28 protein-coding genes and 1 pseudogene are annotated in these 24,803 nt (G+C 60.8%); 22 read left to right on the forward strand and 7 right to left on the reverse strand.

Annotation, left to right across the window (positions count from 1 at the left end; all coding sequences use genetic code 11):
* The first annotated feature begins 27 nt into the window (after positions 1–27).
* The 15 genes from AACY36_RS24610 (at position 28) to AACY36_RS24680 (ending at position 13,544) form a co-directional block, all read left to right on the forward strand.
* A complete protein-coding gene (locus AACY36_RS24610; protein WP_339419775.1) occupies positions 28–495 on the forward strand; it encodes an Lrp/AsnC family transcriptional regulator in 468 nt (155 codons plus the stop codon).
* A 329-nt stretch (positions 496–824) separates the two neighbouring features.
* Positions 825–1,418, forward strand: a complete 594-nt coding sequence (locus AACY36_RS24615) for a transposase (RefSeq protein ID WP_339419777.1) — start codon at positions 825–827, stop codon at positions 1,416–1,418.
* Positions 1,419–1,477: 59 nt separating this feature from the next.
* Positions 1,478–3,061, forward strand: coding sequence for a ShlB/FhaC/HecB family hemolysin secretion/activation protein (locus tag AACY36_RS24620; protein WP_339419779.1), 1,584 nt, complete (start codon positions 1,478–1,480; stop codon positions 3,059–3,061).
* A 24-nt stretch (positions 3,062–3,085) separates the two neighbouring features.
* Positions 3,086–4,885 carry a DUF2341 domain-containing protein gene (locus tag AACY36_RS24625; RefSeq protein ID WP_339497674.1) on the forward strand — a complete coding sequence of 600 codons (1,800 nt, stop codon included), beginning with the start codon at positions 3,086–3,088 and terminating at the stop codon, positions 4,883–4,885.
* Between the two features lie 11 nt (positions 4,886–4,896).
* Entirely contained in the window at positions 4,897–5,322 is a 426-nt protein-coding gene (locus tag AACY36_RS24630; RefSeq protein WP_010211136.1) for an ExbD/TolR family protein, read from the forward strand.
* A 3-nt stretch (positions 5,323–5,325) separates the two neighbouring features.
* A complete protein-coding gene (locus tag AACY36_RS24635) occupies positions 5,326–6,027 on the forward strand; it encodes an energy transducer TonB family protein (protein WP_339497675.1) in 702 nt (233 codons plus the stop codon).
* Positions 6,028–6,070: 43 nt separating this feature from the next.
* Positions 6,071–7,771 carry a putative porin gene (locus AACY36_RS24640; protein ID WP_339419785.1) on the forward strand — a complete coding sequence of 567 codons (1,701 nt, stop codon included), beginning with the start codon at positions 6,071–6,073 and terminating at the stop codon, positions 7,769–7,771.
* Between the two features lie 18 nt (positions 7,772–7,789).
* A complete protein-coding gene (locus tag AACY36_RS24645) occupies positions 7,790–8,416 on the forward strand; it encodes a DNA repair protein (protein WP_339419786.1) in 627 nt (208 codons plus the stop codon).
* 20 nt (positions 8,417–8,436) lie between these two features.
* Positions 8,437–8,895, forward strand: a complete 459-nt coding sequence (locus AACY36_RS24650) for a YbjN domain-containing protein (protein WP_049708791.1) — start codon at positions 8,437–8,439, stop codon at positions 8,893–8,895.
* Positions 8,892–9,833 carry a peptidylprolyl isomerase gene (locus tag AACY36_RS24655; protein WP_339419790.1) on the forward strand — a complete coding sequence of 314 codons (942 nt, stop codon included), beginning with the start codon at positions 8,892–8,894 and terminating at the stop codon, positions 9,831–9,833. The genes AACY36_RS24650 and AACY36_RS24655 overlap by 4 nt, the downstream gene beginning before the upstream one ends.
* Positions 9,834–9,884: 51 nt before the next feature.
* Positions 9,885–10,862 carry a LysR family transcriptional regulator gene (locus AACY36_RS24660; protein WP_339419792.1) on the forward strand — a complete coding sequence of 326 codons (978 nt, stop codon included), beginning with the start codon at positions 9,885–9,887 and terminating at the stop codon, positions 10,860–10,862.
* 187 nt (positions 10,863–11,049) lie between these two features.
* The gene (acpP, locus tag AACY36_RS24665) at positions 11,050–11,286 is read left to right on the forward strand and encodes an acyl carrier protein (protein ID WP_339419794.1); all 237 of its coding nucleotides are present in this window, start codon (positions 11,050–11,052) and stop codon (positions 11,284–11,286) included.
* A gap of 171 nt (positions 11,287–11,457) precedes the next feature.
* Positions 11,458–12,012 carry a histidine phosphatase family protein gene (locus tag AACY36_RS24670; RefSeq protein ID WP_339419795.1) on the forward strand — a complete coding sequence of 185 codons (555 nt, stop codon included), beginning with the start codon at positions 11,458–11,460 and terminating at the stop codon, positions 12,010–12,012.
* A 45-nt stretch (positions 12,013–12,057) separates the two neighbouring features.
* Positions 12,058–12,813, forward strand: coding sequence for a precorrin-6A synthase (deacetylating) (gene cobF, locus AACY36_RS24675; protein ID WP_339497677.1), 756 nt, complete (start codon positions 12,058–12,060; stop codon positions 12,811–12,813).
* An 11-nt stretch (positions 12,814–12,824) separates the two neighbouring features.
* Positions 12,825–13,544 carry an alpha/beta hydrolase gene (locus AACY36_RS24680; protein WP_339428103.1) on the forward strand — a complete coding sequence of 240 codons (720 nt, stop codon included), beginning with the start codon at positions 12,825–12,827 and terminating at the stop codon, positions 13,542–13,544.
* A gap of 67 nt (positions 13,545–13,611) precedes the next feature.
* On the opposite strand, the gene AACY36_RS24685 is transcribed toward AACY36_RS24680, so the two are convergent.
* Together AACY36_RS24685 and AACY36_RS24690 are read right to left on the reverse strand one after the other, a co-directional pair.
* Entirely contained in the window at positions 13,612–14,166 is a 555-nt protein-coding gene (locus AACY36_RS24685) for a hypothetical protein (protein ID WP_339436524.1), read from the reverse strand.
* A 72-nt stretch (positions 14,167–14,238) separates the two neighbouring features.
* The gene (locus AACY36_RS24690) at positions 14,239–16,047 is read right to left on the reverse strand and encodes a monovalent cation:proton antiporter-2 (CPA2) family protein (protein ID WP_339456161.1); all 1,809 of its coding nucleotides are present in this window, start codon (positions 16,045–16,047) and stop codon (positions 14,239–14,241) included.
* 151 nt (positions 16,048–16,198) lie between these two features.
* Between AACY36_RS24690 and AACY36_RS24695 the strand changes: the two genes are divergently transcribed.
* Together AACY36_RS24695 and AACY36_RS24700 are read left to right on the forward strand one after the other, a co-directional pair.
* Positions 16,199–17,752 (forward strand): DUF726 domain-containing protein, encoded by a 1,554-nt coding sequence (locus tag AACY36_RS24695; RefSeq protein WP_339419802.1) that lies wholly within the window; start codon positions 16,199–16,201, stop codon positions 17,750–17,752.
* A 41-nt stretch (positions 17,753–17,793) separates the two neighbouring features.
* Positions 17,794–19,113 (forward strand): Nramp family divalent metal transporter, encoded by a 1,320-nt coding sequence (locus tag AACY36_RS24700; RefSeq protein WP_339419803.1) that lies wholly within the window; start codon positions 17,794–17,796, stop codon positions 19,111–19,113.
* Between the two features lie 27 nt (positions 19,114–19,140).
* On the opposite strand, the gene AACY36_RS24705 is transcribed toward AACY36_RS24700, so the two are convergent.
* Positions 19,141–19,497, reverse strand: a complete 357-nt coding sequence (locus AACY36_RS24705) for a type II toxin-antitoxin system VapC family toxin (protein WP_339419831.1) — start codon at positions 19,495–19,497, stop codon at positions 19,141–19,143.
* A gap of 135 nt (positions 19,498–19,632) precedes the next feature.
* On the reverse strand, positions 19,633–20,565 hold the full coding sequence (locus tag AACY36_RS24710) for a LysR family transcriptional regulator (RefSeq protein WP_339419804.1): 933 nt from the start codon (positions 20,563–20,565) through the stop codon (positions 19,633–19,635).
* A gap of 116 nt (positions 20,566–20,681) precedes the next feature.
* Here AACY36_RS24710 and AACY36_RS24715 point away from each other — a divergent pair, with 116 nt between their 5' ends.
* From AACY36_RS24715 to AACY36_RS24725, 3 genes are all read left to right on the forward strand, one after another.
* Entirely contained in the window at positions 20,682–21,170 is a 489-nt protein-coding gene (locus AACY36_RS24715) for a DMT family transporter (protein WP_339419805.1), read from the forward strand.
* A 4-nt stretch (positions 21,171–21,174) separates the two neighbouring features.
* Entirely contained in the window at positions 21,175–21,627 is a 453-nt protein-coding gene (locus AACY36_RS24720; RefSeq protein WP_339419806.1) for a DMT family transporter, read from the forward strand.
* An 89-nt stretch (positions 21,628–21,716) separates the two neighbouring features.
* A complete protein-coding gene (locus AACY36_RS24725) occupies positions 21,717–21,887 on the forward strand; it encodes a metallothionein (RefSeq protein WP_339419807.1) in 171 nt (56 codons plus the stop codon).
* Between the two features lie 59 nt (positions 21,888–21,946).
* On the opposite strand, the gene AACY36_RS24730 is transcribed toward AACY36_RS24725, so the two are convergent.
* Both AACY36_RS24730 and AACY36_RS24735 read right to left on the reverse strand, forming a co-directional pair.
* Entirely contained in the window at positions 21,947–22,219 is a 273-nt protein-coding gene (locus AACY36_RS24730) for a hypothetical protein (RefSeq protein WP_339419808.1), read from the reverse strand.
* Between the two features lie 16 nt (positions 22,220–22,235).
* On the reverse strand, positions 22,236–22,478 hold the full coding sequence (locus AACY36_RS24735; RefSeq protein WP_339419809.1) for a DUF6555 family protein: 243 nt from the start codon (positions 22,476–22,478) through the stop codon (positions 22,236–22,238).
* Between the two features lie 117 nt (positions 22,479–22,595).
* On the opposite strand from AACY36_RS24735, the pseudogene AACY36_RS24740 reads away from it, so the two are divergent.
* Positions 22,596–22,736 (forward strand): annotated as a pseudogene (locus tag AACY36_RS24740) (AraC family transcriptional regulator); the annotation flags it as partial.
* Between the two features lie 51 nt (positions 22,737–22,787).
* Positions 22,788–23,747, forward strand: coding sequence for a quinone oxidoreductase family protein (locus AACY36_RS24745; RefSeq protein WP_339419810.1), 960 nt, complete (start codon positions 22,788–22,790; stop codon positions 23,745–23,747).
* Positions 23,748–23,763: 16 nt separating this feature from the next.
* Here the strand turns inward: AACY36_RS24745 and AACY36_RS24750 are convergent, their stop codons facing one another.
* Positions 23,764–24,792 (reverse strand): purine-nucleoside phosphorylase, encoded by a 1,029-nt coding sequence (locus AACY36_RS24750; protein WP_339419811.1) that lies wholly within the window; start codon positions 24,790–24,792, stop codon positions 23,764–23,766.
* Positions 24,793–24,803 lie beyond the last annotated feature (11 nt).

The following is a 24,803-nucleotide window of genomic DNA, read 5'->3' on the forward strand; positions in this document are numbered from 1 at the left end:
GATGATTTGGAACCGATGACAGACGCCATGGATTTGAAGATCCTGGGCAAGTTGCAACAGGATTGCGACCAGAGCCTGGAGTTGTTGAGTGACAGCGTGGGGCTGTCGTCCACCAGTTGTTACCGGCGGATTCGCCGCATGGAAAGCGTGGGGGTTATCAAGGCTAAAGTCGCCGTACTGGATGAGCGCAAGCTGGGGATCCATGTCACGGCGTTTTTCCTGATCAAGCTGGACAGGGACAGCAAGGATATTGACCGCAGGATGCAGCACATTCTCGCCAGTCGCCCGGAGATTCAGGATTGTTACTTGATGACCGGGGAGTTTGATTTTGTGATGGTGGCCAAGTTTCGGGATGCTACGGAGTACACGGAGTATATCTATCGGTTTCTGGAGACTTATCGGGATATTCCGATTCGCACTTATTCGTCGACGTTGGTGGTGCGCACGGTCAAGAAGTCTTATGAACTGCCTTTGCAGGGAGGGCTTGGTGGGTGAGTCCATAGCCGTTTCTGCGGTAATGGCGGCTTATGGCTCCGCTTTTACAGCGGGTCACTTTTGGAAACAAAGACCCAACAGTAGCCAAAAGGTCTTAGCCCCAGATCAAAAGCAAAAGCGTAAGGGCGCAACCCCTATCAGCCGTTACTCAAATAACAGATATGTCCCCCGCCAAGAATTGCCCCCCACCCAATCCAAAATGAAGCTTTCATGACAAAAGTTCGGTAGCTCCCGGCCCCCCCTGTCTCTCCTATGTAACGCGCTGGAGGCCGCCACAAGCTGCCTCCCCAGCCGTCAGCAAGACGCCAGGAGTGGGGCAAGTGGGAACTATGGAACGTTACTCGAAAGTAGGCATGCAGGAGCTCGATCAGCGCCTGTCGAAGATCGTTGAAGCCGCGCGCAAGAAGCCGGTTTCGGTGTACCGCTACGGTGCGCCGTGGGTGTGGATTGTCTCTCAGGACGACTGGCAGGGCGCGTTGAAGGAAGTGTCCAGCTACATCCCGGCGGGCCATTCCCTGGTGTTGCTGCGCCCGCAGATCGACGAAGTGCTCGACCAGCACCGTGAGTGGCTGGTGGCCGAATCCGCGATGTCGATCGCCCCGCACACCGTGCTGCAAGTCCTCTTGCTGCAACTGCTGTATTCGGTACCCAGCGAGCAGCAACTGCATGAACAGCTGAACTACAACCTGCTGTTTCGCTGGTTCGTCGGCCTGGACCTGAACCAAAAGGTCTGGAGCATTCATGTGCTCACCCGCGACATCGCCACGCTGCTGAATAACCCGCGTGCGGTGCAACTCATCCAGAAAATCATCGGTGACGTGTTTTGTGGCGCCTTGCTGCACATGCCGGAGTTCTCGCTGAACTTCGCGCTGTTGCACACCTGGCTGGCACGCCACGGTAACACCTCGATCACCAGCAATTGAGCAGGCCGCATGCCGGGCAATCGGTGGCGGCGCAAAAAATCATAATGTCAGGGGGCGGTGTGGAGCATCTGTTCAAATTAACGCTGGCGCTGTGTTGCGTGACGCTGGGGAGCGTGACGCAAATCGCGTTGGCCGAGGAAGAGCAAGCGGCGCGCAAGGTCGACGTCAACGAGTACTTCGTGCGCGGCAACACGGTGCTCGATGCGGCGACGATCGAGGAGGCGGTGTACCCGTTCCTCGGTCCGCAAAAGACCTTGGGCGATATCGAAGGCGCCCGCGATGCGCTGCAGAAGATCTACCAGTCACGCGGCTATCAGTCGGTGTTTGTCGAGCTGCCGGAGCAGAAGGTCGATGACGGCATCGTTTACCTGCAAGTCAGCGAAACCAAGGTGGGACGCGTGCGTGTGGTCGGCGCCAAGCACTATTCGCCGGTGGAAATCCGCGAGCAGGTGCCAGCGCTGGAAGAGGGCGCGGTGCCAGACTTTGCCACGGTGCAAACCCAGTTGGCCGGCCTCAACCGCAGTGCCGGGCGCCAGGTCACGCCGCTGGTGCGCGAAGGCCAGCGCCCCGGCACCATGGATGTGGATTTGCAGGTGGAAGACCAGAACCCTTGGCACGCCAGCATTGGCCTTAACAACGACTACAGCGCCGACACCGAAAAGCTGCGCTCGGTGGCGACCCTCGGCTACGACAATCTGTGGCAACTGGGCCACAGCATCTCGCTGACCTATTTCACCGCGCCCCAGGACAGCGCCAATGCCAAGGTCTGGTCGGGCGCCTACAGCGCGCCGCTGGATGAGCGCTGGACCTTGCAGTTCTCGGGTTACCAGTCAGACAGCAACATCGCCACCCTCGGCGGTAGCAACGTATTGGGCAAGGGCCACTCCTACGGCGTGTCGGCCATTTACAACCTGCCGGCGGCGGGAAACTGGGCCAACTCGTTTTCGTTCGGCGTGGACTTCAAGGACTTCGACGAACAGCTCAAATTCGGCGCCAGCAGCGACCAGGTGCCGCTCAAGTACGCACCGTTCACCTTTGGCTACAACGGCTTTCGCTACACCGAGCAATCACAGTTGGGCTTGGGCCTGAACCTGGTGGTGGGCACCCGCGCGTTCTTCGGCTACGGCAGCGACGCCGAAGAATTCGAGTACAAACGCTACAAGGCCAGCGCCAGTTTTGCCGTGCTCAAGGGCGACCTGAATTACACCTACACCTTCGCCAACGATTGGCAGTCAGCCACCAAAAGTGGCTTCCAACTCGCCTCGGGGCCGCTGGTCTCCAACGAGCAGTATTCCGCCGGCGGCGCCACTTCGGTGCGCGGCTACCTGGCGGCGGAACGCACCGGGGATGAGGGTTACTTGCTCTCCCAAGAGTTGCGCACGCCGTCCCTGGCCAAGTTTCTCGGCAGTTATGTGCAGGAGTGGCGCTTTTACGCATTCGCCGAAGGCGCGCGCATGCGCCTGCACGACCCGCTGCCTGAGCAAGAAGACGAATACAGCCTGGCCAGTGTCGGCCTGGGCACCCGCGCCAGTTTGAGCAAATGGTTGTCCGGCAGCCTGGATTGGGGCTACCCGCTGCTCGATGGACCGAACACCCAGAAACAGGACTCGCGACTGCACTTCAGTGTGCAGGCGACTTTCTGACTTTTTCTTCCGGAGATTTCACCCATGCAACGCCTATTCCTGAGCCTGTTGATCTGCCTGGGCTTCGCGCTCCCGGCCACCGCCCATGCCTGGTGGCAGGACGATTGGCACTACCGCAAACAGATCTCGGTAGACACCACCGCCCAAGGCGCCGCGATCAACCAGGCCTTGGGCCGAACCGCGCTGCTGGTGCGCCTGCACACGGGCAATTTCACCTTTGACGGGGTCAAGGAAGACGGTGCCGACCTGCGCTTTGTGAGTGCCGATGACAAGACCGTGTTCAACCACCAGATCGAAAGCTTCGACCCGTTGATGGGCATGGCGCTGATCTGGGTCGATGTGCCCAAGGTCGAAGGCGGCCAGCGCCAGGACCTGTGGATGTACTACGGCAATCAGAAAGCCGCGGCCACCGTCAACGGCCAACTGACGTTTGACCCGAACTACACCGCGCTCTACCACTTTGATGGGGCCACTGCCACACCGCCCCGGGACACCACGGCCTACGCCAACACCGCACTGAACGCCACGGGCGTGAGCATCGACGGCGTGATCGGCCGCGCCTTACAGTTTGGCGGCCAGCCCTTGATGTTGCCGGCCAGCCCATCCTTGCAACATGCAGCCGGTGGCGCATTCACCTTCAGTGCCTGGCTGCGCCTGGACCAGGCGAGCGGTGAGCAAGTGGTGCTGGCCCGGCGCGACGGCTCCCACAACCTGCTGCTGGGCGTGAACCAAGGCATGCCGTTTGTGGAAATCGACGGCCAGCGCGCCGTGTCGACCCAACCGCTGAACCCTGGCCAATGGCAGCACCTGGCGTTCACCGCCGAAGGTGAAAAGGTCTCGCTGTATGTGAATGGCCGCGAAACCGCGACCTTCGCTGTCGCCTTGCCAGCGTTCAATTCCCAACTGGCCATCGGTGCCGACCTGCCGGAAGCGGGCAGCACGCACCAGCCCTTCGCCGGCGCCATCGATGAGCTGCGCCTGTCCAAAGTGGCGCGCCCGGCCGCGCTCTTGCTGGCCGACGCCAGCGCCCAGGGCGCCGAGTCGAAGCTGGTGGCCTATGGCGTGGATGAAGAACAGTCCGGCTTTGGTTTCGGCAGCCTGGGCTTCCTGCTCAACGCGGTTCCCGTCGACGCCTGGGTAATCATCCTGGTGCTGGTGGGGATGATGTTCCAGTCGTGGGTCATCATGCTGCGCAAGAACCGTCAGGTCAGCCGGCTCAGCAGTGGCAACGAGATCTTCCGCGAGCATTTCGCGCAGATCGGCACCCGCCTGGAGATGTATGCCGACGACGCGCAATTGGCTGAGCGCCTGACCCATTCTTCGCTGTGGCGTCTGTACCTGGTGGCGGTCAAGGAAATCCGCACCCGCCGCGCCCAGGGTGCTGACACTTCTTCGGTCTCGGCCGCGACTATTGAAGCGATCCGCTGCTCCATGGACGGCGTGCGCACCCGCGAAAACCAGGCCCTCAGTTCCAAGCTCTCGACCCTGTCCAACGCCATCGCCGGCGGCCCGTACATCGGCCTGCTCGGGACGGTGCTGGGGATCATGGTGGTGTTCCTCGGCACCGCCATGGCCGGTGACGTGAACATCAATGCCATCGCGCCGGGTATGGCGGCGGCCTTGCTGGCCACGGCCATGGGCCTGTTTGTCGCGATCCCGGCGCTGTTTGGCTACAACCGCCTGATCACGCGTAACAAGGAAGTGAGTGCGGATATGCGCGTGTTTGTCGACGAGTTCATCACCCGCCTGGCGGAGATGCACGGCGAGAGCCAGCACAGTGAAGCCGCGCACCGCGCACCGCATCACGCACCGGTTCCGGCCTGAGGAGAGTTGCCATGGCTTCTGTAAATGCCTCCCACGACGATGACGATGATGCCGCCGTCGACAGCATCAATATCACGCCCCTGGTGGACGTGCTGATGGTGGTGCTGGTGATGTTTATCCTCACCGCCACCGCCCAGGTCTCGGGTATCCAGATTCACCTGCCCAAGGCCAGCGCCTCGGTGTCGTTGTCGGAGGCCAAGACCAAGGCGATCTCCGTGAACGACGGCGGCCAGGTGTTCCTTGACGCTTACCCGGTAACCCTCGGCGAGCTCGAAGAACGCCTGCGTATCGAGAAAGCGCTGAACCCCGATTTCCCAGTAATCGTGCGCGGCGATGCGATGGTGCAGTACCAGAAGGTGATCGAAGTGCTCGACTTGCTGCGCCGGCTGGAGCTGTCCCAGGTCGGGTTGGTCACCGGCAAACCGAGCCAGGGCTGAGCCATGACCGCACAGATCCCAATGGCGCCACTGCCCGTGAAAAAGAAGCCACCATTGCACCCGTTGAAGTGGGGCGCGAGCCTGTTGCTGGGCGCCGTGGCGGCCTGGTTTTTGTGGCAGTGGGCCAATGACATGAGTGGCGTGCGCCGCGAAGCGCCCAAGGTGCCGATGATTATCCCGTTGCCGCCGCAACCGCCACCGCCTCCAGAGAAACCCAAGGAGCCCGAGCCCCAGGTCGAAGAAAAAGTCCCGGAGCCGGTGCCCAGCCCCGAACCCGAAGACGTCAAGCCGGCAGAGGAAGCGCCGCCTTCGCCTAACGAAGACCTGGCCAACCCGATGCAGATCGATGGCGATGCACAGTCCGGCAATGACGGTTTCAACATTGGCGCCGGCAAAGGCGGCGGCATGGCCGGCAGCGGTGGTGGGTTGGGTACCGGCACGTACAAGCAGTACCTGGCCGGCACCTATCAACGGCTGATGCGCGAAGACCCGGAATTACGCAAGAAGGCTTTCTCGATACAGATAGACCTGTGGTTGGGCGTCGATGGCCAGGTCACTAAGGCGCAGGTGGCCAAGTCCAGCGGGGACGCCGAGACCGATGCCCAGATGCTTGCGCTGATACGTGCACCGCGTGCCACGCAGAAGCCGCCGGCGTCGCTGACGCTGCCCATGCGCCTGTCCCTCAAAGGCCGGCGCCCGGATTAATTGAATGCTTTTTTCAACGGTTTTTTACAGGAGTTGCGTACACATGATTTCCCCCGTGAATCGACTGACCCTGGCGGTCGGCATGGTCATCGCGACCCTGGTCGGCCAGGCGACTGCCGCCCCGGTCGCGCCCTCGGAAAACGTCACGATCAACCTGATCCGCCTGTTGGTGCAGCAAGGCGTGCTCAAGCAGGAAACCGCCAACGGCCTGATCGCCCAGGCGGAAAAAGAAGCCCAGCAGGCACGACAGGCCAATGCGGCACCGGTGGTTGCCGCAGGCCCGGTCGCAGCGCCCGGCGATGTGCGTGTGCAATATGTGCCGCAGGCGGTCAAGGATCAGATTCGTGACCAGGTCAAGGCCGAGGTCATGGCCACCGCCAAGCAGGAAAACTGGGCCCAGCCCAATACCTTCCCGGACTGGATCTCGCGTATCACCTTTGACGGCGATATCCGCCTGCGGGATGAGTCGCGCTACTTCTCAGGCAACAACAGCAACGAAATCGTCGACTACGCCAAGCTCAATGACAGCGGCCCGTACGACACCAACAAAGACACCAACACCAAGCTGCCACCGCTGCTCAACACCACCAAGGACCGCGAAAACCTTTTCCGCCTGCGCGCGCGCCTGGGCATGAAAGCGGTGCTGTCGCCGGAATGGACCGCCGGCATCCGCATCGGCACCGGCTCCGACAACAACCCGGTGTCCACCACCCAGACCTTGGGCGGCGGCTTTGGCAAGAAGGACATCTGGCTCGACCAGGGCTATCTCAGCTGGAAAGCCACCCAGGACGTCACCCTCACCGCAGGCCGGTTCGCTAACCCGTTCTATTCCACTGACATGATGTATTCGGGTGACCTGAACTTCGACGGTATTGCCGCCAATTTCAACCATGCCCTGAACAACGAGTGGGGCCTGTTCGGCACCCTTGGCGCGTTCCCGGTGGAGTACACCTCCGACTCGGCCAGCAGCAACGGCTTCGACAAAGAAGACAGCGAGACCAAGTGGCTGTTTGGCGGACAGATCGGCGCCAACTGGAAGATCAACCGCGAAAACAGCATCAAAGGCGCGATGGCGTACTACCACTTTGACGATATCGAAGGCCAACGCTCCGGCGCGTGTGAGCCGTGGGCCGGGCAGCCCGCCTGCGACAGCGACGGCTCGCGCCTGGCCTTTATGCAAAAGGGCAACAGCGTGTTCCTGCTGCGTGATATCACCCCGAACCCGGCCACGCCTGGCTTGACCCCGCAACCGCAGTTTGTCGGCCTGGCGTCCAAGTTCGACGTGCTTGACCTGAACCTGGCGTGGGATGCCGAACTGCCGAGCGACTTCAAACTGCGTACCCAGGGCAACTTCATCCACAACCTGGCCTACGACAAGGGCGAGATGCTCAAGCGCAGCGAAGGCGAGATCGTCAACAACATCAACAGCAAGGGCCAGTTTGAGAGTGGCGGCAACGCCTTGATGGTGCAGATGACCCTCGGCAGCGCGCTGGAGATGCGCAAACGCGGCGACTGGAACGTGCTGGCTGGCTACAAATACATCCAGCCCGACGCCTTGCCCGACGGCTTCAACGATTCCTCGTTCCACCTGGGCGGCACCAACGCCAAGGGGTACTTCATCGGCGCCAACTACGGCATCGAAAAGAACCTCTACGCCAGTGCGCGTTGGTTGAGCGCATCAGAAGTGTATGGCGCGCCGTTTGAAGTCGATGTGATGCAACTGGAACTCAACACGCGCTTTTGATGCGCAGGGAGATGCCACATGAACACGCGAATCTGCGGGCTGCTCTTGGTGTTTGTTGCCACGGCGGCCTCGGCTGAAGGCATGGAGGAGCGCTTGCGTACGCAATTGCGCAGCACCACCCAGCAATTGCAGGCGCTGCAAAGCGAACAGGCCCAGGCCAGTGCGGCGCGCATCGCCGCTGAAACCCAGGCCAAGCAGGCCCAGGTGCAAATCAAACAACTGACCGCTGAGCTGGAGAAGACCCGTAGCGTGGCCGAGCAAATGGCCGGCCAGCAACAGAGCCTGCACAGTCAGGCGCAAGCCCAGGTCGCGGCGAGCAATGAGCAGATCGGCAAGTTCAAGAAGGCTTATGACGAACTGCTGGTGCTCGCCAAGGGTAAAGAAGCCGAGCGCGCTCGCTTGCAGGCACAGCTGAGCGAACGTGACACACACGTGCAGCAATGTTCAGTCAAGAATCAACAGATGTACGGCGTGGCCCAGCAACTGCTCGCGGCCTACGAAAAAATCGACGTGGCCGAGGTGATGAGTATTCGCCAGCCGTTCGCCAGCAGTGCGCGGGTCAAGTTCGAGGAACTGGCCCAGGGCTTTGGCGACGATTTGTACAAGAGCCGTTTCGACGCGCCCCAGGCAACTGCCAATCATTGATAGACAGATCAGAGATCACCATGAGCGAATTGATCACCAGCGTCACCACCCAGAGCCTCACCGAGCTGCTGCAGGAAGCGGGCTACCGGGTCAATCAGACCGAACAGAACGGTATCGTGCAATTGCTCAGCGCCAGCCAGGGCATCGGCTTTGCCGTGCGCTTTGGCAACCCGGCGGCAGAGCAGGGCAACTATGTGGATTTCACCTACAGCTGCGCGCTGCGTATCCAGGGCGAGTTGCCTGAAGGCCTGGCCCAGGTATGGAACGCATCGCGGCGCTTTGCGCGATTGTCGGTGCAGGGCGAATTCCTGCTGATGGAAATGGACGTGGTGGTGGCCGGCGTGGGCGCCACGCACCTGCGCAGCCAGCTGGAACTGTGGGATCGCCTGTTGCAGGAGTTTATCGTCTACCTGCGTGAATACAGCCAGCAGGCGGCGCAGTTGCAGGCCCAGGCCGACGTCGAGGCGCCCGTATTGTGAAAAAGCCAACCTTGATGGTCGGCGCGGGTGCGCTGGCCTTGCTGGTGGTGGCGGTGGGTTTGAGCGTGCGACCGGGCAGCGACCCGGTGGCGGCTCAGCAACCGGCACCGGTGCTCAACCTTGCGCCGAGTGGGCCAGCGGTGGCACGCCTGGGTAATCAGCAGATCGACCTCACGGAACTGAAAAGCGTGCTTGCCAGCCTGCCGGCCGAGTCACGCGAGCAATTGCGCGGTAACCGAGGTGCATTGGAGACCTGGATCCGTTCACGTCTGGCACAAAAGGCGGTGCTCGAACAGGCCGACGCGCAAGGCTGGCGCCAGCGCCCGGAAGTGGAACAGCAAACGCGAGCCGCCACTGAGCAAATCGTGTTTCGCGACTACATGCTCTCGGTCAGCCAGGTGCCGGCCGACTACCCCAGCGCGGCTGAATTGCAACAGGCCTACGACAGCGGCAAGTCGCAATGGATGACGCCGCCGTTGTATCGGGTGAGCCAGATTTTTCTCGCGGCGAATGACCCGCAAAGCCTCGACACAGTACGCCGCCAGGCCCAGGAACTGAGCCGCCGCGTCCAGGCGTCACCGGGTGATTTCGCCGCCCTGGCCACGCAGTTTTCCCAGGACACCGACTCCGCCACGCGAGGTGGAGACTCGGGGATGCAGCCTTTGCAGCAACTGGTGCCCGAAGTGCGCAGTGCGGTGTCGCGCCTCAAGGTCGGCGCCGTGTCGGATGTGGTGCAGAGTGCGGCAGGGTTCCATGTGCTCAAGCTCACCGGCCAGCAACCGGCGCGCACGGCGACCCTGGACGAACTGCGCGAACGCCTGACCCAGGCCCTGCGCGCCCAGCGCCAGGAGCAGATCGCCAAGGCTTACCTCGAGGGCATGCTCAACACCGCCACCCTGAGTATCGACGGTGCAGAGCTGAACAAGGTGCTGGAGTAACGCGTTTCAACCCGCATTGGATGCACAGACAGACAAGACAGGGAGTCTCCCATGGCATTTCTAGAACCGTCTGGCCTTCAGGGGCCGTCCGCTTATCGCGCACCGGGCGAGGGGCGCAGCACCTGGCTGGCCCTGGCCGGAGAGATTGACCCGGAGGTGGCGCGCTACTTTCTGGTGAGTGCGCGCTGCGGCTGTTTCATGCAGGCGGCGCGCAGTTTGAATATCAAGGCGACGCTGTTGCGCAAGCGCTTGGCGCAGTTGGAAGAACATCTGCGCCATTCGCTGTTCACCTATCAGGGCAATGGCTTGGTACTTAGCCGCGATGGTCAGCAGTTGCAGGCTCAGTTAATCGCCCTGGCCCATGAGCGGCGCCTGCCGGTCACGGAGCAACCGCTGATTCGGCTGGCGGTGGCTGAGCCGATCCTGCACGACATCCTTGGGCGCGACCTGATTGCCTTGCTGCGACGCAATGCCAGCGTGCGCCTGGAGATCATCTCCATCGACAGCCCGTTGTCGCTGCAAGCGGTGGAGGTGGACGTGGTGCTGTGGTTGTCGGACGCCGATGCCCCGGTGCCCGGCCCGAGCTTTGTCACCGAGCCGCCGCGAGCCCTGGCGCGGCTGCAATATTTGCCGCATATCGCCAAGCGTTATTCACGGCTCACGACACGGCCGGACAGTGTGGAAGACCTGGATGACTACATGCTGGTGCAGTGGCAGCCTGATGCGCAGGTTGGCGCGTTGCAGCCGTGGAACCGGGTGGTGGAGCAGCGTTTGGCGGCAGTGGTGCAAGTGCATGCTTATTCGCTGATGCTGGAGATGATTCGTTGTGGCGCCTGTATTGGGTTGCTGCCGCACTACATGAGCAGTGTTGACCGTGGGCTTGTGGCGTTGCCGGGGTTGTTGGCCGAGAGCATGCAGCGCCAGGTGTGGCTGGCAGTGAATGCGCAGGAGGGGGATGCGCAGGCGGTGCGGATGATTGTGGAGTTGATCGTCAGCACCTTCGAAGGCCGCCGTGAGTGGTTTGATTGACCAGGAATATACAACGTAGGTCCATTGTTCGTTATTGATAGTTAGATCTTATTTCGAATGGGTATAGGTGACCTGTTAGTTGTGACAGTCTGCGGCGGGTGGAGAACGGTTAGGGTTATGTTGAGACGGGTATGAATCGCCAGTCGGTATCAGTTGCGCATGCGCTATCAGTGTTTGGGAGGTTGTGATGAGTGATATAGAGAGCCGTGTAAAGATGGTTTTAAGTCAGCAGTTGGGTTTGGATATGAAAGGTATTCGAAATGAACAAGAGTTCCTTAGAGATCTTGGCGCTGACTCTTTGGACTTTCCACAGTGGGTTATCGCGCTGGAGGCGGAGTTCAGTATTGAAATTTCAGATGAGGAGGCTTATGAAATAATCAGTGTCCAGCACGCAATCGATGTGGTTAAACGTCAAATCGGTTAATTGGCTTTCTGAATCGGGGATTTGCCTCCATGGCAGGCAGCTCCCACAGTTGGGCGGTGTGAACCTGGTCCAGCGTGTGAATCCATTCCCCTGTGGGAACAGGCACAAGACGTTGCACGCCGTGGATAACTGCGCCAGTCTTATTGGCCTTCATTCGTCAGAGCGAATTGCGTGCAAGCCACCCGTTTGACCCTCATCTGCCATGCCGCCACGCCTCTGCAAAAGCGCGGGCGTTTTCCGGACGACGAGGCGGTGGCGATGGATTGGCAGGGGGCGGCACTTTCCCTCGCCGGGCGTTATAAGGAACCCCGGCGTTTGTTGTGCGGGCCGGAAATACGCGCACGGCAGACAGCCGGCTTGTTCGGCGGTGACGCAGGAGTCGAAGACGCCCTGCGTGACGCTGATTTCGGCCAGTGGAAAGGCCAGGCCATCAGCCAACTGAATGGCGATCAGTTAAACACCTGGCTCACTGACAGCGCGTGCGCACCCCATGGCGGCGAGTCAGTGGAGGACGTTTGCACGCGTGTCGCGCAGTGGATGAAATCCCTCGAAACCCAACCCGGCCATATCGTCGCCATCACCCACCCCTTCGTGATCCGCGCCGCAATGCTGTACGTCATGCAGTTTCCGCTCTCGATGTTCTACCGTATCGACGTCGAGCCGCTGTCCACCACGGAGCTGCGCTTCAATACGGTCTGGCGCCTGCGCCTGGAAACTCACGCCTAGACGCCTGAACATGGCAAAATCCACGCCCCGCACTGAGAGCTACCCATGAAACGCATCCTGATCATCGGCATTGGCGCCGGCAACCCTGACTACATCACGATGCAGGCCGTGAAGGCGCTCAACCGCACCGACGTGTTTTTCCTGATGGACAAGGGCCAGAGCAAAGACAAGTTGATCGACCTGCGTCGCGAGATCTGCGAGACCTACATCACCGAGCCTGGCTACCGCTTCGTCGAGGCCGATTGCCCCGAGCGTGTGCGCGGCGATATCGACTACACCACCGCCGTGCAGGACCTCAACCGCAACAAGCAGCAGACTTTCGAGCGCATGATCAATGAGGAAATGGCCGACGGTGAAGTGGGCGCTTTCCTGGCGTGGGGCGATCCTGCGCTGTACGACAGCACCCTCCGCATTCTGCAGGCGATTTTGGCCAGTGGTCGCTGCACCTTCGCGTTCGAAGTCATCCCCGGTATCACCAGCGTGCAGGCCCTGGCCGCCCAGCACAAGGTGCCGTTGAACCGCATCGGCAAGTCCGTTGAGATCACCACCGGGCGCCGTCTGGCGGCGGGGCAGGCGAGTGATGCCGACACCCTGGTGGTCATGCTTGACGCCGAAGATTCCTACCGCAGCGTTGCCGATCAGGATCTGGACATCTATTGGGGCGCCTACCTCGGCACGCCGGACGAGATCCTGATCAGCGGCAAGGTGAGTGAGGTGGCCGAAGAAATCCAACGGGTGCGCAAGGCCGCGCGCCTTGAAAATGGCTGGATCATGGACACTTATTTGCTACGCAAACCCTGAGGTAACGTCCCATGCTTAAACTGTTTGCCCTGGCGCTGACCCTGCTAGCCGGTGCCGCTCATGCCGACGATACGCTGCACACCGACTTGCCGTTGTCGTACCTGGAACAGACCCAGGGTGATGCGCGCAACCAGCCGCTGGTGATTTTCCTGCACGGCTTTGGCAGTAACGAGGAAGACCTGTTTGGCATCAAGGACGCGCTGCCATCCACGTGGACCTACTTGTCGGTTCGGGCGCCCATGCCGGTCGGCCCGAATGGATTTCGCTGGTTTACCAAGACGCCCGGTGACGGCGATTACGATGGTGTAACGGCCGATCTTCAGCGCAGTGCGGGGCTGATCAAGGACTTCGTCGGCAAAGCCACTGCCAAGTACCACACCCAGAGTGATCGCGTGTTCCTGATTGGTTTCAGCCAGGGCGCGATCATGTCGTATGAGCTGGCGTTGCGTGACCCGCAGCTGGTGCGAGGGATTGCGGCGTTGAGTGGCAGCGTGTTGCCGGTGCTCAAAGCTGAGCTGAAACCGGATGAGTCATTGGGCAAGCTGGCGATCTTTATCGGCCACGGCACCTTGGACCAGGCGCTGCCGTATGCCTCGGCGACCCGGGCGAATGAGGTGTTGACGGGGCTCGGGTTGAAGCCGGAGTTTCATGGGTATCCGGGGATGAACCACACTGTCAGCGAGTCGGAAGTGCAGGACTTGAAGGTTTGGCTGGAAAAAAGCCTGAGGTAAACGCGGTTAAAAAATGTGGGAGGCTTGCCTGCTCCCACATTGGTGTTGTGTTGATTGGGAGATCGGGTTACTTACCGCCTGTAATCTGCTTCACCAGCGCCGCATGCCCCTTGGCATCATCCGCCCGCGAAATCGCCTGGATCACCAGCAAATGATTTCCCGAGCCACCGAGGAATGTGGATTGCAGCGTCTTGCCACCACCCTGGGTCGCGGTGCTGTCCACTTGGCGCAGGCCCAGGCCCTTGACGTTCAGCTTCTTCTCGCTCTGCTTCTTGAAGTCAGGCAGTGCTGCGCTCTGGTCCTTGACGAATCCGGCCACGGCGCCATCGAGGAACTGCGCGTCGTTATCCCCAATGGTTACCCCGTCTGCACGCACCGTTTCGGCGACGATCACCACACTTTTCGTGGTCTGGTTGGCGTACATCGTGCCTTGGGTGTCGGCGGTTCCATCATCCGCCTTGCCAGCCGGCAAGGTGTCGGCGGTATAGGCCCTGGGCAGCTTGAAGGTGAACTTCCCGCCCAGGGTGGAGATGGTCTGTGTGGTCGGCTTGGCGGCGGCGAAGACACTGCCGGCAGAAAGCGCGAGGACCAGCAGGGCGACGGTCTTGGTGAAAGTGGCCATGAAGCGCTCCAGGGATGAACGAAATTGCGGCATATTCTGTCAGAATTTTCGCAAGATCGTTCACCGATAGCCTCACGCCTTATCGGACTCTTCCTCAAGTCGATCCATCTCAAACAGGCGCGCCAATTCCGCCCGCGCTTCCTGGGCCGTTTGCATCACCTTGGCAGCGTCGTCGTACACCGCGTGTTGCGCGGCCAGCACTTGCAGGTCGTGGTTCTTGAAGCGTGTGATGCGCGCATCGGCCTGAGCCTGGCTCAAGCCCAGGCCGACCAGGGTGCGACGGCTCATTTCCAGGCTGGAGTAGAACGTCTCACGAATCGGTGAGGCGTCCAGGTCCACCAGGCGGTGTACGTGCTGGCGGTTACGCGCACGGGCGATGATCTTCATGTGCGGGTAGAGGTTGCGCACCTGTTCGGCAGTCTTGATGTTGATCTCCGGGTCATCCATGGCGATCACAAAGAATTCCGCCTGGTCGACCTTGGCCGCATGCAGGATCTCCGGGCGTTGCGGGTCACCGTAGAACACCGGCATGCCACCGAAGCTGCGGGTCAGTTCGATGGTCTCTACCGAGGTGTCCAGGGCGATAAACGAGATATTCTGCGCGCGCAGGATCCGCGCGACGATCTGGCCCATGCGGCCCATGCCGGCAATGACCACGCGCGGTGCGTCGCTTTCAATGGCGCTGTATTCCTCGGGCACTTCCACCGGCTTGACCTTGGGCTTGAACAGCTTCGGGCACACCAGCAACAGCAGCGGCGTTACGGCCATGGAGAGGGTGATGGTCAGCACCAGCACATCATAGAGATGAGGTTCGAACAGGCCTTGGTCGCGACCGATCTTGAACACGACAAAAGCAAATTCACCCCCGGCCGCCAGCACCACGCCCAGGCGCAGGGCGCTTTCGCGGTTGAGGTCGCCCACCAGCCGGCCGACGGCGTACAGCAGCGGCAGTTTCAAGCCGATCAGCAGCAACGTCAGCCCGATCACCACCCATGGCGAGCTGAGTAGCAGGCTGAGGTTTGCGCCCATGCCCACGCTGATGAAGAACAGGCCCAGCAGCAGGCCCTTGAACGGTTCGATCTGGGATTCCAGTTCGTGGCGGTACTCCGAATCCGCCAGCAGCAAACCAGCGAGAAAGGCGCCCAGGGCCATGGACACGCCCACCAGTTCCATCAACCAGGCTGTACCGATCACCACCAGCAACGCCGTCGCGGTGGACACTTCGCGCAGGCCGGTCTTGGCGACGATGCGAAACACCGGCCGCAGCAGGTAGCGACCGCCGATGATTACCACGGCGATGCTGCCGAGGATCTGCAAGACATGCTGCAGGCCCTGGGCTTCCGTGGTGGGGTGATCGCTGCCGGCCAGCAGCGGCACCATGGCGATCAGCGGGATCGCAGCGATGTCCTGGAACAACAGAATGGCAAACGCCAGGCGACCGTGTGGTTGGTTCAGCTCCTTGCGCTCGGCAAGGCTTTGCAGACCGAACGCGGTGGACGAGAGCGCCAGGCCCAGGCCGAGTACGATGGCGCTGTTCCACGACTGGCCAAACAGCCACAAGGCCACCACGCCCATCACCAGACCGGTGAGCATCACCTGGGCCAGGCCAACGCCAAACACCGCCTTGCGCATCACCCATAAACGCTTGGGTGACAGTTCCAGCCCGATAATGAACAGCAGCAACACCACGCCCAGTTCAGAGAATTGCGCGACGCTTTGCGGGTTGCCGATCAGGCCGAGCACCGACGGGCCAATGATCACGCCGGCAAACAGATAGCCCAGCACCGCGCCCAGTTGCAGGCGTTTGGCCAGGGGCACGGTCAGCACGGCGGCGAGCAGGAACACCACGGCTGCTTGTAACAGGTTGCCTTCATGGGGCATTGCGAACTCCAGGATCTTTAAAGCCAATCAATAGACGGTTATTAGAGCGCTTTTTACATGTCGAAAATTGTGTTTTTGCAGCGCATGCAACGGCATTGAGCCTCACCCTTTGTTACTATCGCCATCCCTTTTCACCAGGAGTCACCGCCCCATGCAGCACCAGTGGGATGAAATGCACCGCACCCGCAAACCCACGTTCGTACTGTGTGGCGAGCCTCAGGGCGATGTGCTCAATCTCTACGTTCACGGTTATTCGGCGTTCTTCAATCGGCAACAATTGGGCAGCTTCCAGGCGCAGTTGGCGGGTATCGAAGGCTCGACCAACCTGATGCTGTTCTGGCCGGCAGGGCATTTCCTGGAAAACCTGTTTGCTCCCTTCAAGGATGTACTGGGCGCGATGCTCAGCGGCGTCAACCTGGGCGCGGCGACTGTGGGGGTGGGCAAGGCGATTGCTTATTTCCTCGATCACTACAAAAGCGTCGAGGCCCGGGTGGACGAAGTCGCCAGGAGCCTGTTGCCTGAACTCGCCAGCTACTTGCACGGTGAATCCCTTGAAATACGGCGTATCAACCTGATCGGCCATTCCCTGGGCGCGCGCATTCTGGTCAAGAGCCTGTTGGCCAGCCCTGAAACTGCCCGCGAACTGCCATTGGACAACCTGTTGTTGATGGGCGGCGCGATCTGCACGTCGAGCCCGTGGGGTGAAGTCTCGGCACCCCTCAAGGGGCGCGTAATCAACTGCCACTCCAGCAAAGACTGGGCCCTGGCGATGAAACCGGATACCGAACGTTGCATCGGCCGCCATGCGATCCCAGTGACGCCAGCGCTCAAGGCCAAGGTTACCAATGTGCACCTGGCGACTTTCGACCACGCCGCCTATTGGCCGCAGTTGCGGACGGTAGTGCAGTACACCGACCTGTTGCACGAGCGACGCGGCATGATCCGTTCCGATCAACGCAGCACTGAGGTACGTTTTGCCGAAGAGGACGCAGAACTGTTCCCTGCGTTGGTGCAGGCGCGGCCGGAAGAATTGAAGTTCCTTGCTGAATTGATGGCGCAAAAGCGCAGCGCTTCAATCGACGCCACCGTGCGCGAGCCACTCAAATTGGCCGTCGAGTTGCAACGCATGGGCGGCGATACCTTTATGAACCTGGCCCGCGGCCATGGCGTGAGTTACCGCCAGGTCGCCGAAGATGTGGTGCAGCGGTTGGGGGTCAAGTTTGACGGACCTCTCGATACCGTCGAATTGGCAGACTTGGAAGCCCAGGTTGCGGAAAAACTCATCGAACAATACAAAGACAAACTCAGTAACGCTGACCGGCAGGTGTTCGACGCGGAGCTCAAGGCGGCCGCGCAAAAGGAGCAGGGGCTGTTCAGCCGTTTCGATGTTGGCCGATCAGCCACCACGGCGTTGAGTGGTACGGCGTTGGCCGGGCTGACCGGGTTTATCCTGCGCCGTGGTGCAGCCACGGCGATTCCGGTGGTGGGCCAGGCTGTGGCAGCGGCGATGCTGCTGGTGAGCGGGGTCCGCGCGCTTTCCGGCCCTGCGTATTCGATCACCACCCTGGCGGTGCTGGTGATTGGTTTGATCCGCCAGCGCATGGAGCGTGAAGCAATGAGCCAGGAGGTGGACCTGGTGGTGCACGTTGTCGAAGCGTTCGATTTGCCGCGGGAAACGGTGATGCGCACGGTTGCGTCTGACTGATAAGCTGCGCCTCTATCGAGTGTGTTTGCCTGGGATACCGCGTGAAATTCAGCCTGCCAAAAATCGCTACCGCCCCGTTTTGCCCGCCGGAAGTGGCCGGCTCCGTCGCCGTTGATCCCAAGGCTTCGTTCTTCAAGCGCGTGATGATGTTCGCCGGCCCAGGCCTGCTGATCTCTATCGGCTACATGGACCCAGGCAACTGGGCCACAGCCATCGAGGCCGGCTCGCGTTACGGTTACAACCTGCTCTTCGTCGTGCTGCTGGCCAGCCTGGCAGGGATGGCGGTGCAATGCCTGTGCTCGCGCTTGGGCATCGCCACCGGCAAGGACCTCGCGCAACTGTGCCGTGAACGCTATAGCAAGCGATCCGCCCGCACCCAGTGGGTGTTAGCAGAAATCTCCATCATCGCCACCGACCTGGCCGAAGTGCTGGGCTGCGCCTTGGCGTTTCACCTGCTGCTTGGCGTGTCGCTGACCACCGGCATTGTGATCACCGCTTTTGACACATTGTTGATCCTGGCCCTGCAAAACCGGGGTTTCCGCCGCTTGGAAGCGATCATGCTGGCGTTGGTGGCGACCATTGGCGTGTGTTTCTTTATTGAACTGGTACTGATCAAGCCTTACTGGCCGGACGTGTTCAGTGGTTTTACGCCTTCACTGTCGGCCATCAGCGATGCCGCGCCGTTGTACCTGGCTATTGGTATTCTCGGTGCCACGGTGATGCCGCATAACCTTTACCTGCATAGCTCCATCGTGCAAACCCGCATGATCGGCAAGGACCTCGCCAGCAAACAGGATGCGGTCAAGCTGGCACGCATCGACACCATCGGTTCGCTGGCCCTGGCCCTGCTGGTCAACGCTGCGATCCTGGTACTCGCCGCTGCCGCCTTCCACAAGACCGGCCACACCGACGTAGTCGAGATCCAGGACGCCTACCACCTGCTTGACCCGCTGGTCGGTGGCGCGTTTGCCAGCATCCTGTTTGGTGTGGCCCTGCTGGCTTCCGGTCAAAGCTCTACGTTTACCGGCACCATTGCCGGGCAGGTGATCATGGAGGGCTACCTCAATCTGCGCATTCCTTGCTGGCAGCGGCGCCTCATCACTCGTGGGCTGGCGCTGATCCCGGCGTTTCTCGGGGTAGGGCTGATGGGCGACGATGCCATCGGCAAGCTATTGATCCTCAGCCAAGTGGTACTCAGCCTGCAACTGCCGTTTGCGCTGTATCCGCTGATTCGCATGACCGGCGATAAGCAACTGATGGGGCCGTTCGTGAATCGGCTGCCGACACGGTTGCTGGCGTGGTTCCTGTTTGCGGTGATCAGTGGGGCGAATGCGTGGTTGATTGCGCAGTGGGTGTTTTGATTGGCGCTGTGCAGCCATTGCGAGTTTCTACACCAGGATCGCCAAGGACGTGTATTGGGCGACCTGCGGGTCGGCCGTCAATAACGTCATCGGTTCGCTCACGGCCGTCGCAACGATGAGCCGATCAAAGGGGGCCTTGTGATCGTGCTCGAGGTCCTTCACCGCACTGGCATGTTCTGAAGTGATGGGCAGTTCGACGAACCCGCTTTCCTGGCAGTACCAACGGATTTCCTCCAGATCGACAGTGAGTTTCCCTAACCCGACCTTGACTGCCATCTCCCAGAATGTTGCAGCGCTGATGTAAATATCTGCAGCATCCTCAATCAGCTTTTTGGCTTTGCCGCTCAGAGCGCGATTTTTTGTTGTATATGACGTCCATGGCAGTTCTCCAAAAAGATGTCAGCGAAGTCTGCCGCAGCGCGTCGAGCAGAGAAATGCTGGCCCGAAAAATCAGAACGGACCTACTTTTTCCAGTAAGAAAACTTTCTGCGTAGGTACGCTCCTCACGCGCTGTAGCGCTCACCGATCCCAATATGGCACTGCCCCAAAACACTCCACGAAGTAATCAATCACTGTGCGCACCTTCAGTGAAATGCGCCGGCTCCCTGGCCATACTGCCGCGATCTGCTGCGGTTCCAAGGTGGTAGCCACTTCGTATTCCGTGAGCACCGCCTGCAAGGTGCCGGCACGCAGGCCTTCGCCGATCAACCAGGAAGGAAACACCACCAGCCCGAGGCCTTGTTCGGCAGCGTGGGTCAGGGTATCGGCGTGGTTGCCGGTGATCGGGCCCTTGACGCTATAAGGCGTCCAGTCGCCCTGGCCCCGGCGGAAGAACCAGCGTTGTTGTCCGGTGATGCCTTTGTAGGCCAGGCACTGGTGGTTGATCAGTTCGTCGGGATGTTGGGGCGTTCCGTGCCTGGCCAGGTAGGCCGGGCTTGCGGCGATGCGAAAGCGTTGGGGCGCGAAGATGCGCGCCTGCATGCTGGAGTCGTTGAGCACACCAATGCGGAACAGCAGGTCAGTGCCGTCTTGCAGCGGGTCGACGAACGTATCGGTTTGCTGGATATCCAGTTGCAGTTTCGGATAGCGCCGGCATAACTCGCCCAGCCACGGTGACAGGTGACGCTGGCCGAATACCATGGGCGCATTGATGCGCACCAGGCCGCTGGGTTCGCTTTCCTGCTCTTGCAGGGCTTGGCTTGCAGCTTCCAGCTGCTCCAGCACCAGGCGTGCATGCCGTCCGAGCAGTCGTCCGGCTTCGGTAGGGCTGACCGCCCGGGTGTGGCGGTACAGCAACTGCTGCCCCAACGCCTGTTCCATCAGCTGTATTTGCCGGGAAATAGACGAAGGCGCCAGGCCCTCACGCCGCGCCACTTCGGAAAAGCTGCCGAGGTCCAGTACCGCGACGAAGAGGCGCAGCGCCTTGAAACTCAGTTCATTCAAACCGTGCATCCTGCCTCCAGGTTGTGCGTTTTGCGCAAAGGTGTTGTTGGTATGCTCCCATTTATCGCACAGGACGGCCACTGGATAATGCGCGCCATGTTTCCCTTCTGAAGCGCAGGTGATGTATGCAGGCACGTTCTATCGAGGGTGTGGCGCAGGCCACGCCGAAAAAAAACCTTCTACGGTTGCTGTTGTTGCCCCTGGTGATCCTGGCGGGCATGGGCCTGTCGGTAGAGGCAGGTTTGCTCGGTCCACTGGGTGTGCAGGTGGGGCATTTGTGGGCAACGTTGAGCATCTTTGGTGTGGGTTCGGCGATTCTGTTTTTGCTGCTGCTATTCAGTGGCCCGCAAAAGGGGCCGGCGCTGACCGACTTGCCACGCTGGCAGTTGATCGGAGGCTTCCTGGGGCCTATGTACGTCGTCGTACTCACCCTGGCTACGCCGCACATTGGTATCGCCATGACCATGATCGCGATTCTGTCCGGGCAAGTGGCCAAGAGTGTGCTAATCGACCATTTCGGCTGGTTCGGCACAGCGCGCAAACGCGTCAATGGCGAGCGCTGGATAGCGCTGGCGTTGATTGTGGCGGCACTTGTTCTGATTGCGCGAGGGTAAGACGATGAACCTGATTTTGTTATTGGTGCTAGTGATTGCCGCTGGAGCGGTGTTGAGTGTGCAGGCTGCCATCAACGGGCGCCTTGGCCAGGCGGTGGGCGTGTTGCGCAGTAGCTTGCTGACCTTTGCAGTGGGGGCCCTGACGACCGCGCTGTTGATTTTCTTCTTCGAGCCGGCCCAGGCCTTGAGCTTGCTGGACGTGCCGAAATGGCAATTGACCGGCGCGTTGTTCGGCGTGGTGTACATGATGGTGATGGTCGGCGCAGTGCCCATCGTCGGAACGGCCGTCGCGACGGTGGCGGTGATCCTTGGGCAATTGGGCATGGGTATGCTCATCGATAACTTCGGCTGGCTGGGCAACCCGGCCATCGAGTTATCGGGCAACCGGATTGTGGCGATGGCGTGCCTGGCGCTGGCCCTGGTGTTCATGTACCGCAGCAATACCCGCACCGACTGATGGTTTGAACCATCGCCGGCGACTGGCAGTCACTGCTTAAGGTGCTGGCAGTCGCCACACCGCGACGACCATGAAAAAGGAGTCTGACCATGCCAGATAAGACCTGTGCCTGCCCGCACTGCAAGTGCGTATTGGGCGTTGACGCGGTAATGAAAGACGGTAAGGGCTATTGCTGCCAGGGATGTGCCGAGCACCATGCGCACGGTGAACCGTGTGCGTCTGCTACGGGCTGTGAGTGCGCCAAATCGACGCATGGCTGAGCACCGTTACACTGTGGGAGCAGGCAAGCCCGCTCCCACAGTGATCTGCTTTGTTGCTGCTAGTGGGTTTCCAGTTCAAGCCTGAGGCTATGGTCGGACAGGCGCTGCCTACCTTTGACCACGCCGCTTGTACGTCGCCCCTCCAACGCAAAAACCACCGTCTGCGCGGAGTGCAAGTCAGCCGGCAGCGGCTGGAATACTTTCAGCACCGCCCAGCCAGGCTGCTGCTGCAGGCTCACTTGGCACTCGACATGCTTGGCCATCGGCCCGAATAAGGTGTCCTGGGTGTAGTCAATGCGCGCTTTGCCACGAACCTGTACAGGTAAAACCATGGTTAGCCCTCCTTGATCAAGCCTGGGCGCGCGCGTCCGAGCGCCGCCATTGCACATGAGTGATGCCGTACTTCTCGGCCTGCTCCTGGCTGGTCTTCTTGACGTGCTCGCGCGCGAAACGGCCGATACGGCCGATGCCTGCGTCACAACTCGCCCAGTGCCAGGCCTCCAGGATATCGAGCTTTTCCAGGCGGATGATGAAGGACTTGGGTTCACCGTGCAGGATGTAGTCGATCACAAACAATTTTGCATTATTCATTGGCTTATTAACCCTCCATGTATAACCCAGTGATCTCTGCTGGCCGAAAAAATTCATTCGGATTGTCGAGCGGTGGTCATTACCATGGTGGCTCACCCTTGATAGATGTGCACCCCCATGGCCCTGGCCGCGCCTCCCGACCTCAGTGATCACGCCGTCCCCGTGCAGCCCCTGGCGCGTACCTATCCGCGTGGGTTGTATGTTGAACCCCATCGCCACGATTGGGGCCAATTGCTCTACGCCATGGGCCGGCAGATGATGGGCGCTTGGTTGTCTTGATCTGTTTTTTCACTTCGATGAATATCGGCTATGAAAGCACTGCAATTTTCCGCCACCGGCGACCTCGCCGCCCTCCGCTTCGTCGACGTTGCCACCCCGGTGCCGGCTGCCAGTGAGGTGTTGGTACAGATCAAGGCCGCGGGCCTCAACCCCAGTGACGTCAAAAATGTGCTTGGTCGCTTCCCCTACACCACGCTGCCGCGCATTCCCGGCCGCGACTTCGCCGGTGTTGTGGTGCAAGGCCCGCAGGAACTGCTCGGCCAGGAAGTCTGGGGCACCGGCCGCGACCTCGGTTTTTTTGCTGACGGTTCACACGCTCAATACCTCACCGTGTCGGCCAAGGGCGTGGCGCAAAAGCCTGGTCATTTGAGCTTCGCCCAGGCTGCCAGCCTTGGCGTGCCGTACACCACCGCCTGGGACGCTCTGGAGCGCAGCGGTGTGACCAAGGGCACGCGCTTGCTGGTCATCGGCGCCAATGGCGCCGTGGGCAGCGCGACCCTGGCCCTGGCGAACGTTCGTGGCGCCCAGGTACTGGCCGCTGTGCGTCGGCCGGAGCAGGCCGACGTGTTGCAGACGCAGGGCTTTGAGGCGATTGCCCTGGGTAAACCGGAGGAATTGGTTGCACAGGTCAATGCGGTGTTCAAGGGGGGCGCCGATGTGATCTTCGACACCACCGGTTTCTGGCTACCGGCAGCCGTGGCAGGCCTGGCACCGTTCGGTCGCATCGCGATCATCGCGGCACCGGTGGACGGCCATGTACAACTGCCGGCCCTGGCCCTGTATCGCAAGGGCGGCTCAGTGGTGGGGATCAATTCGTTGCTCTACAACTGCGAGCAGTGCGCGGTGATGCTGAGGCAGTTCGGGCGCTTTTTTGATGAAGGCTTGCTGCCACTGCCCACCGGCCTGCGTGAAGTGGCGCTGGCTGATGGGTTGCAGTGCTATGAGACCGTGAATCAAGGCAGTGCGGACAAAATCATCTTCCTGCCCTGACACGGTTTGATCTTCACTAGGCTTCGGGAACACCTTTTTCCCAGGCTGACCAGTTCTTGAGGATCGCCTGTACCAGCGGGCTGCCTGTGCGATACAGGTTCTCCAGCGCCGGCACGAACCCGCCCTGATCCGCGTATTTGAGCAGGTTGTCGACTTCGCTGTAGCCAGGATAGGGGCGGTCGAAGTCCGAACCTGCACGCACAACCGCCAAGCGCTGGATATCCACCAAGCCCTCACGGCTTGCACGCAGCAGCGCTTCATAGGTGGAGTTGTCTTCCTGCTGGGTGGTGCAGTACTCGCCTTTGTTGTCCGTCAGCAACTGGGTCCAGACTTCCGCGCGTTCGCTCAGGCGCGTGCCGGAAAACCACGTGTTGCCCGCCAAGGTGTCGCAGCGGGTGACCTGTGGTGGCTGGTTGGCCGGGGCGGCAGGGTAGTGTTTGCGCCAGGCGCTGGACGCCTTGCTTTCGGTCAGTTCAACTTTTTGCGACAAGGCATATGCCTTGGCCTGCAACTTGGGGTTCAGCTCGAACACTTCGGTCTTATAGTCCAGCGGTGGTTTCTCGTTGGGGCCCTTGGTGTTGATGCCAATGTAGCCGGTCGGCCAATCCTTGGGCGCATCCCGCGAATCCAGCTCCCACTGGGTGCCGAACTCCACCAGGTAGTGTGCCCAGGCGGTGGTGCCGATGGTGCCATGCTTGGGGCTGATGCCGGCGATCCCGGCGATCAGGAAGTAGCTCTGGCGCAGGTCGAACTTGGGTGACAAGGCCAGGGCCAGCGTGGACGCGGCGGCATTGGTCTGACCCATGCCGGTGACCAGCAGGCACACGTCCTGGGTGTTGCAGCGGATCACCGGGTATTCGGCGGAGAGCCCCGGTACGCGCACTTCCTGCTTGAGTTCCAGGCGATCGATCCAGGTTTGTGCCTCGGGGGCGAACATGGTGATCAGCATCACTTTGGGTTTGATCGGCGTCGGCGTGTCAGCCATTGCCACGTGAGGCAGTACGGCCAGGCCCGCGGCGATTGAAAAGCGAGTCAGCGTATTCATCTAATGCTCCT

Origin of the sequence: Pseudomonas sp. EA_15y_Pfl1_P101 (assembly GCF_963970835.1) — a bacterium.
In the GTDB taxonomy this organism is placed as follows: domain Bacteria; phylum Pseudomonadota; class Gammaproteobacteria; order Pseudomonadales; family Pseudomonadaceae; genus Aquipseudomonas; species Aquipseudomonas tritici.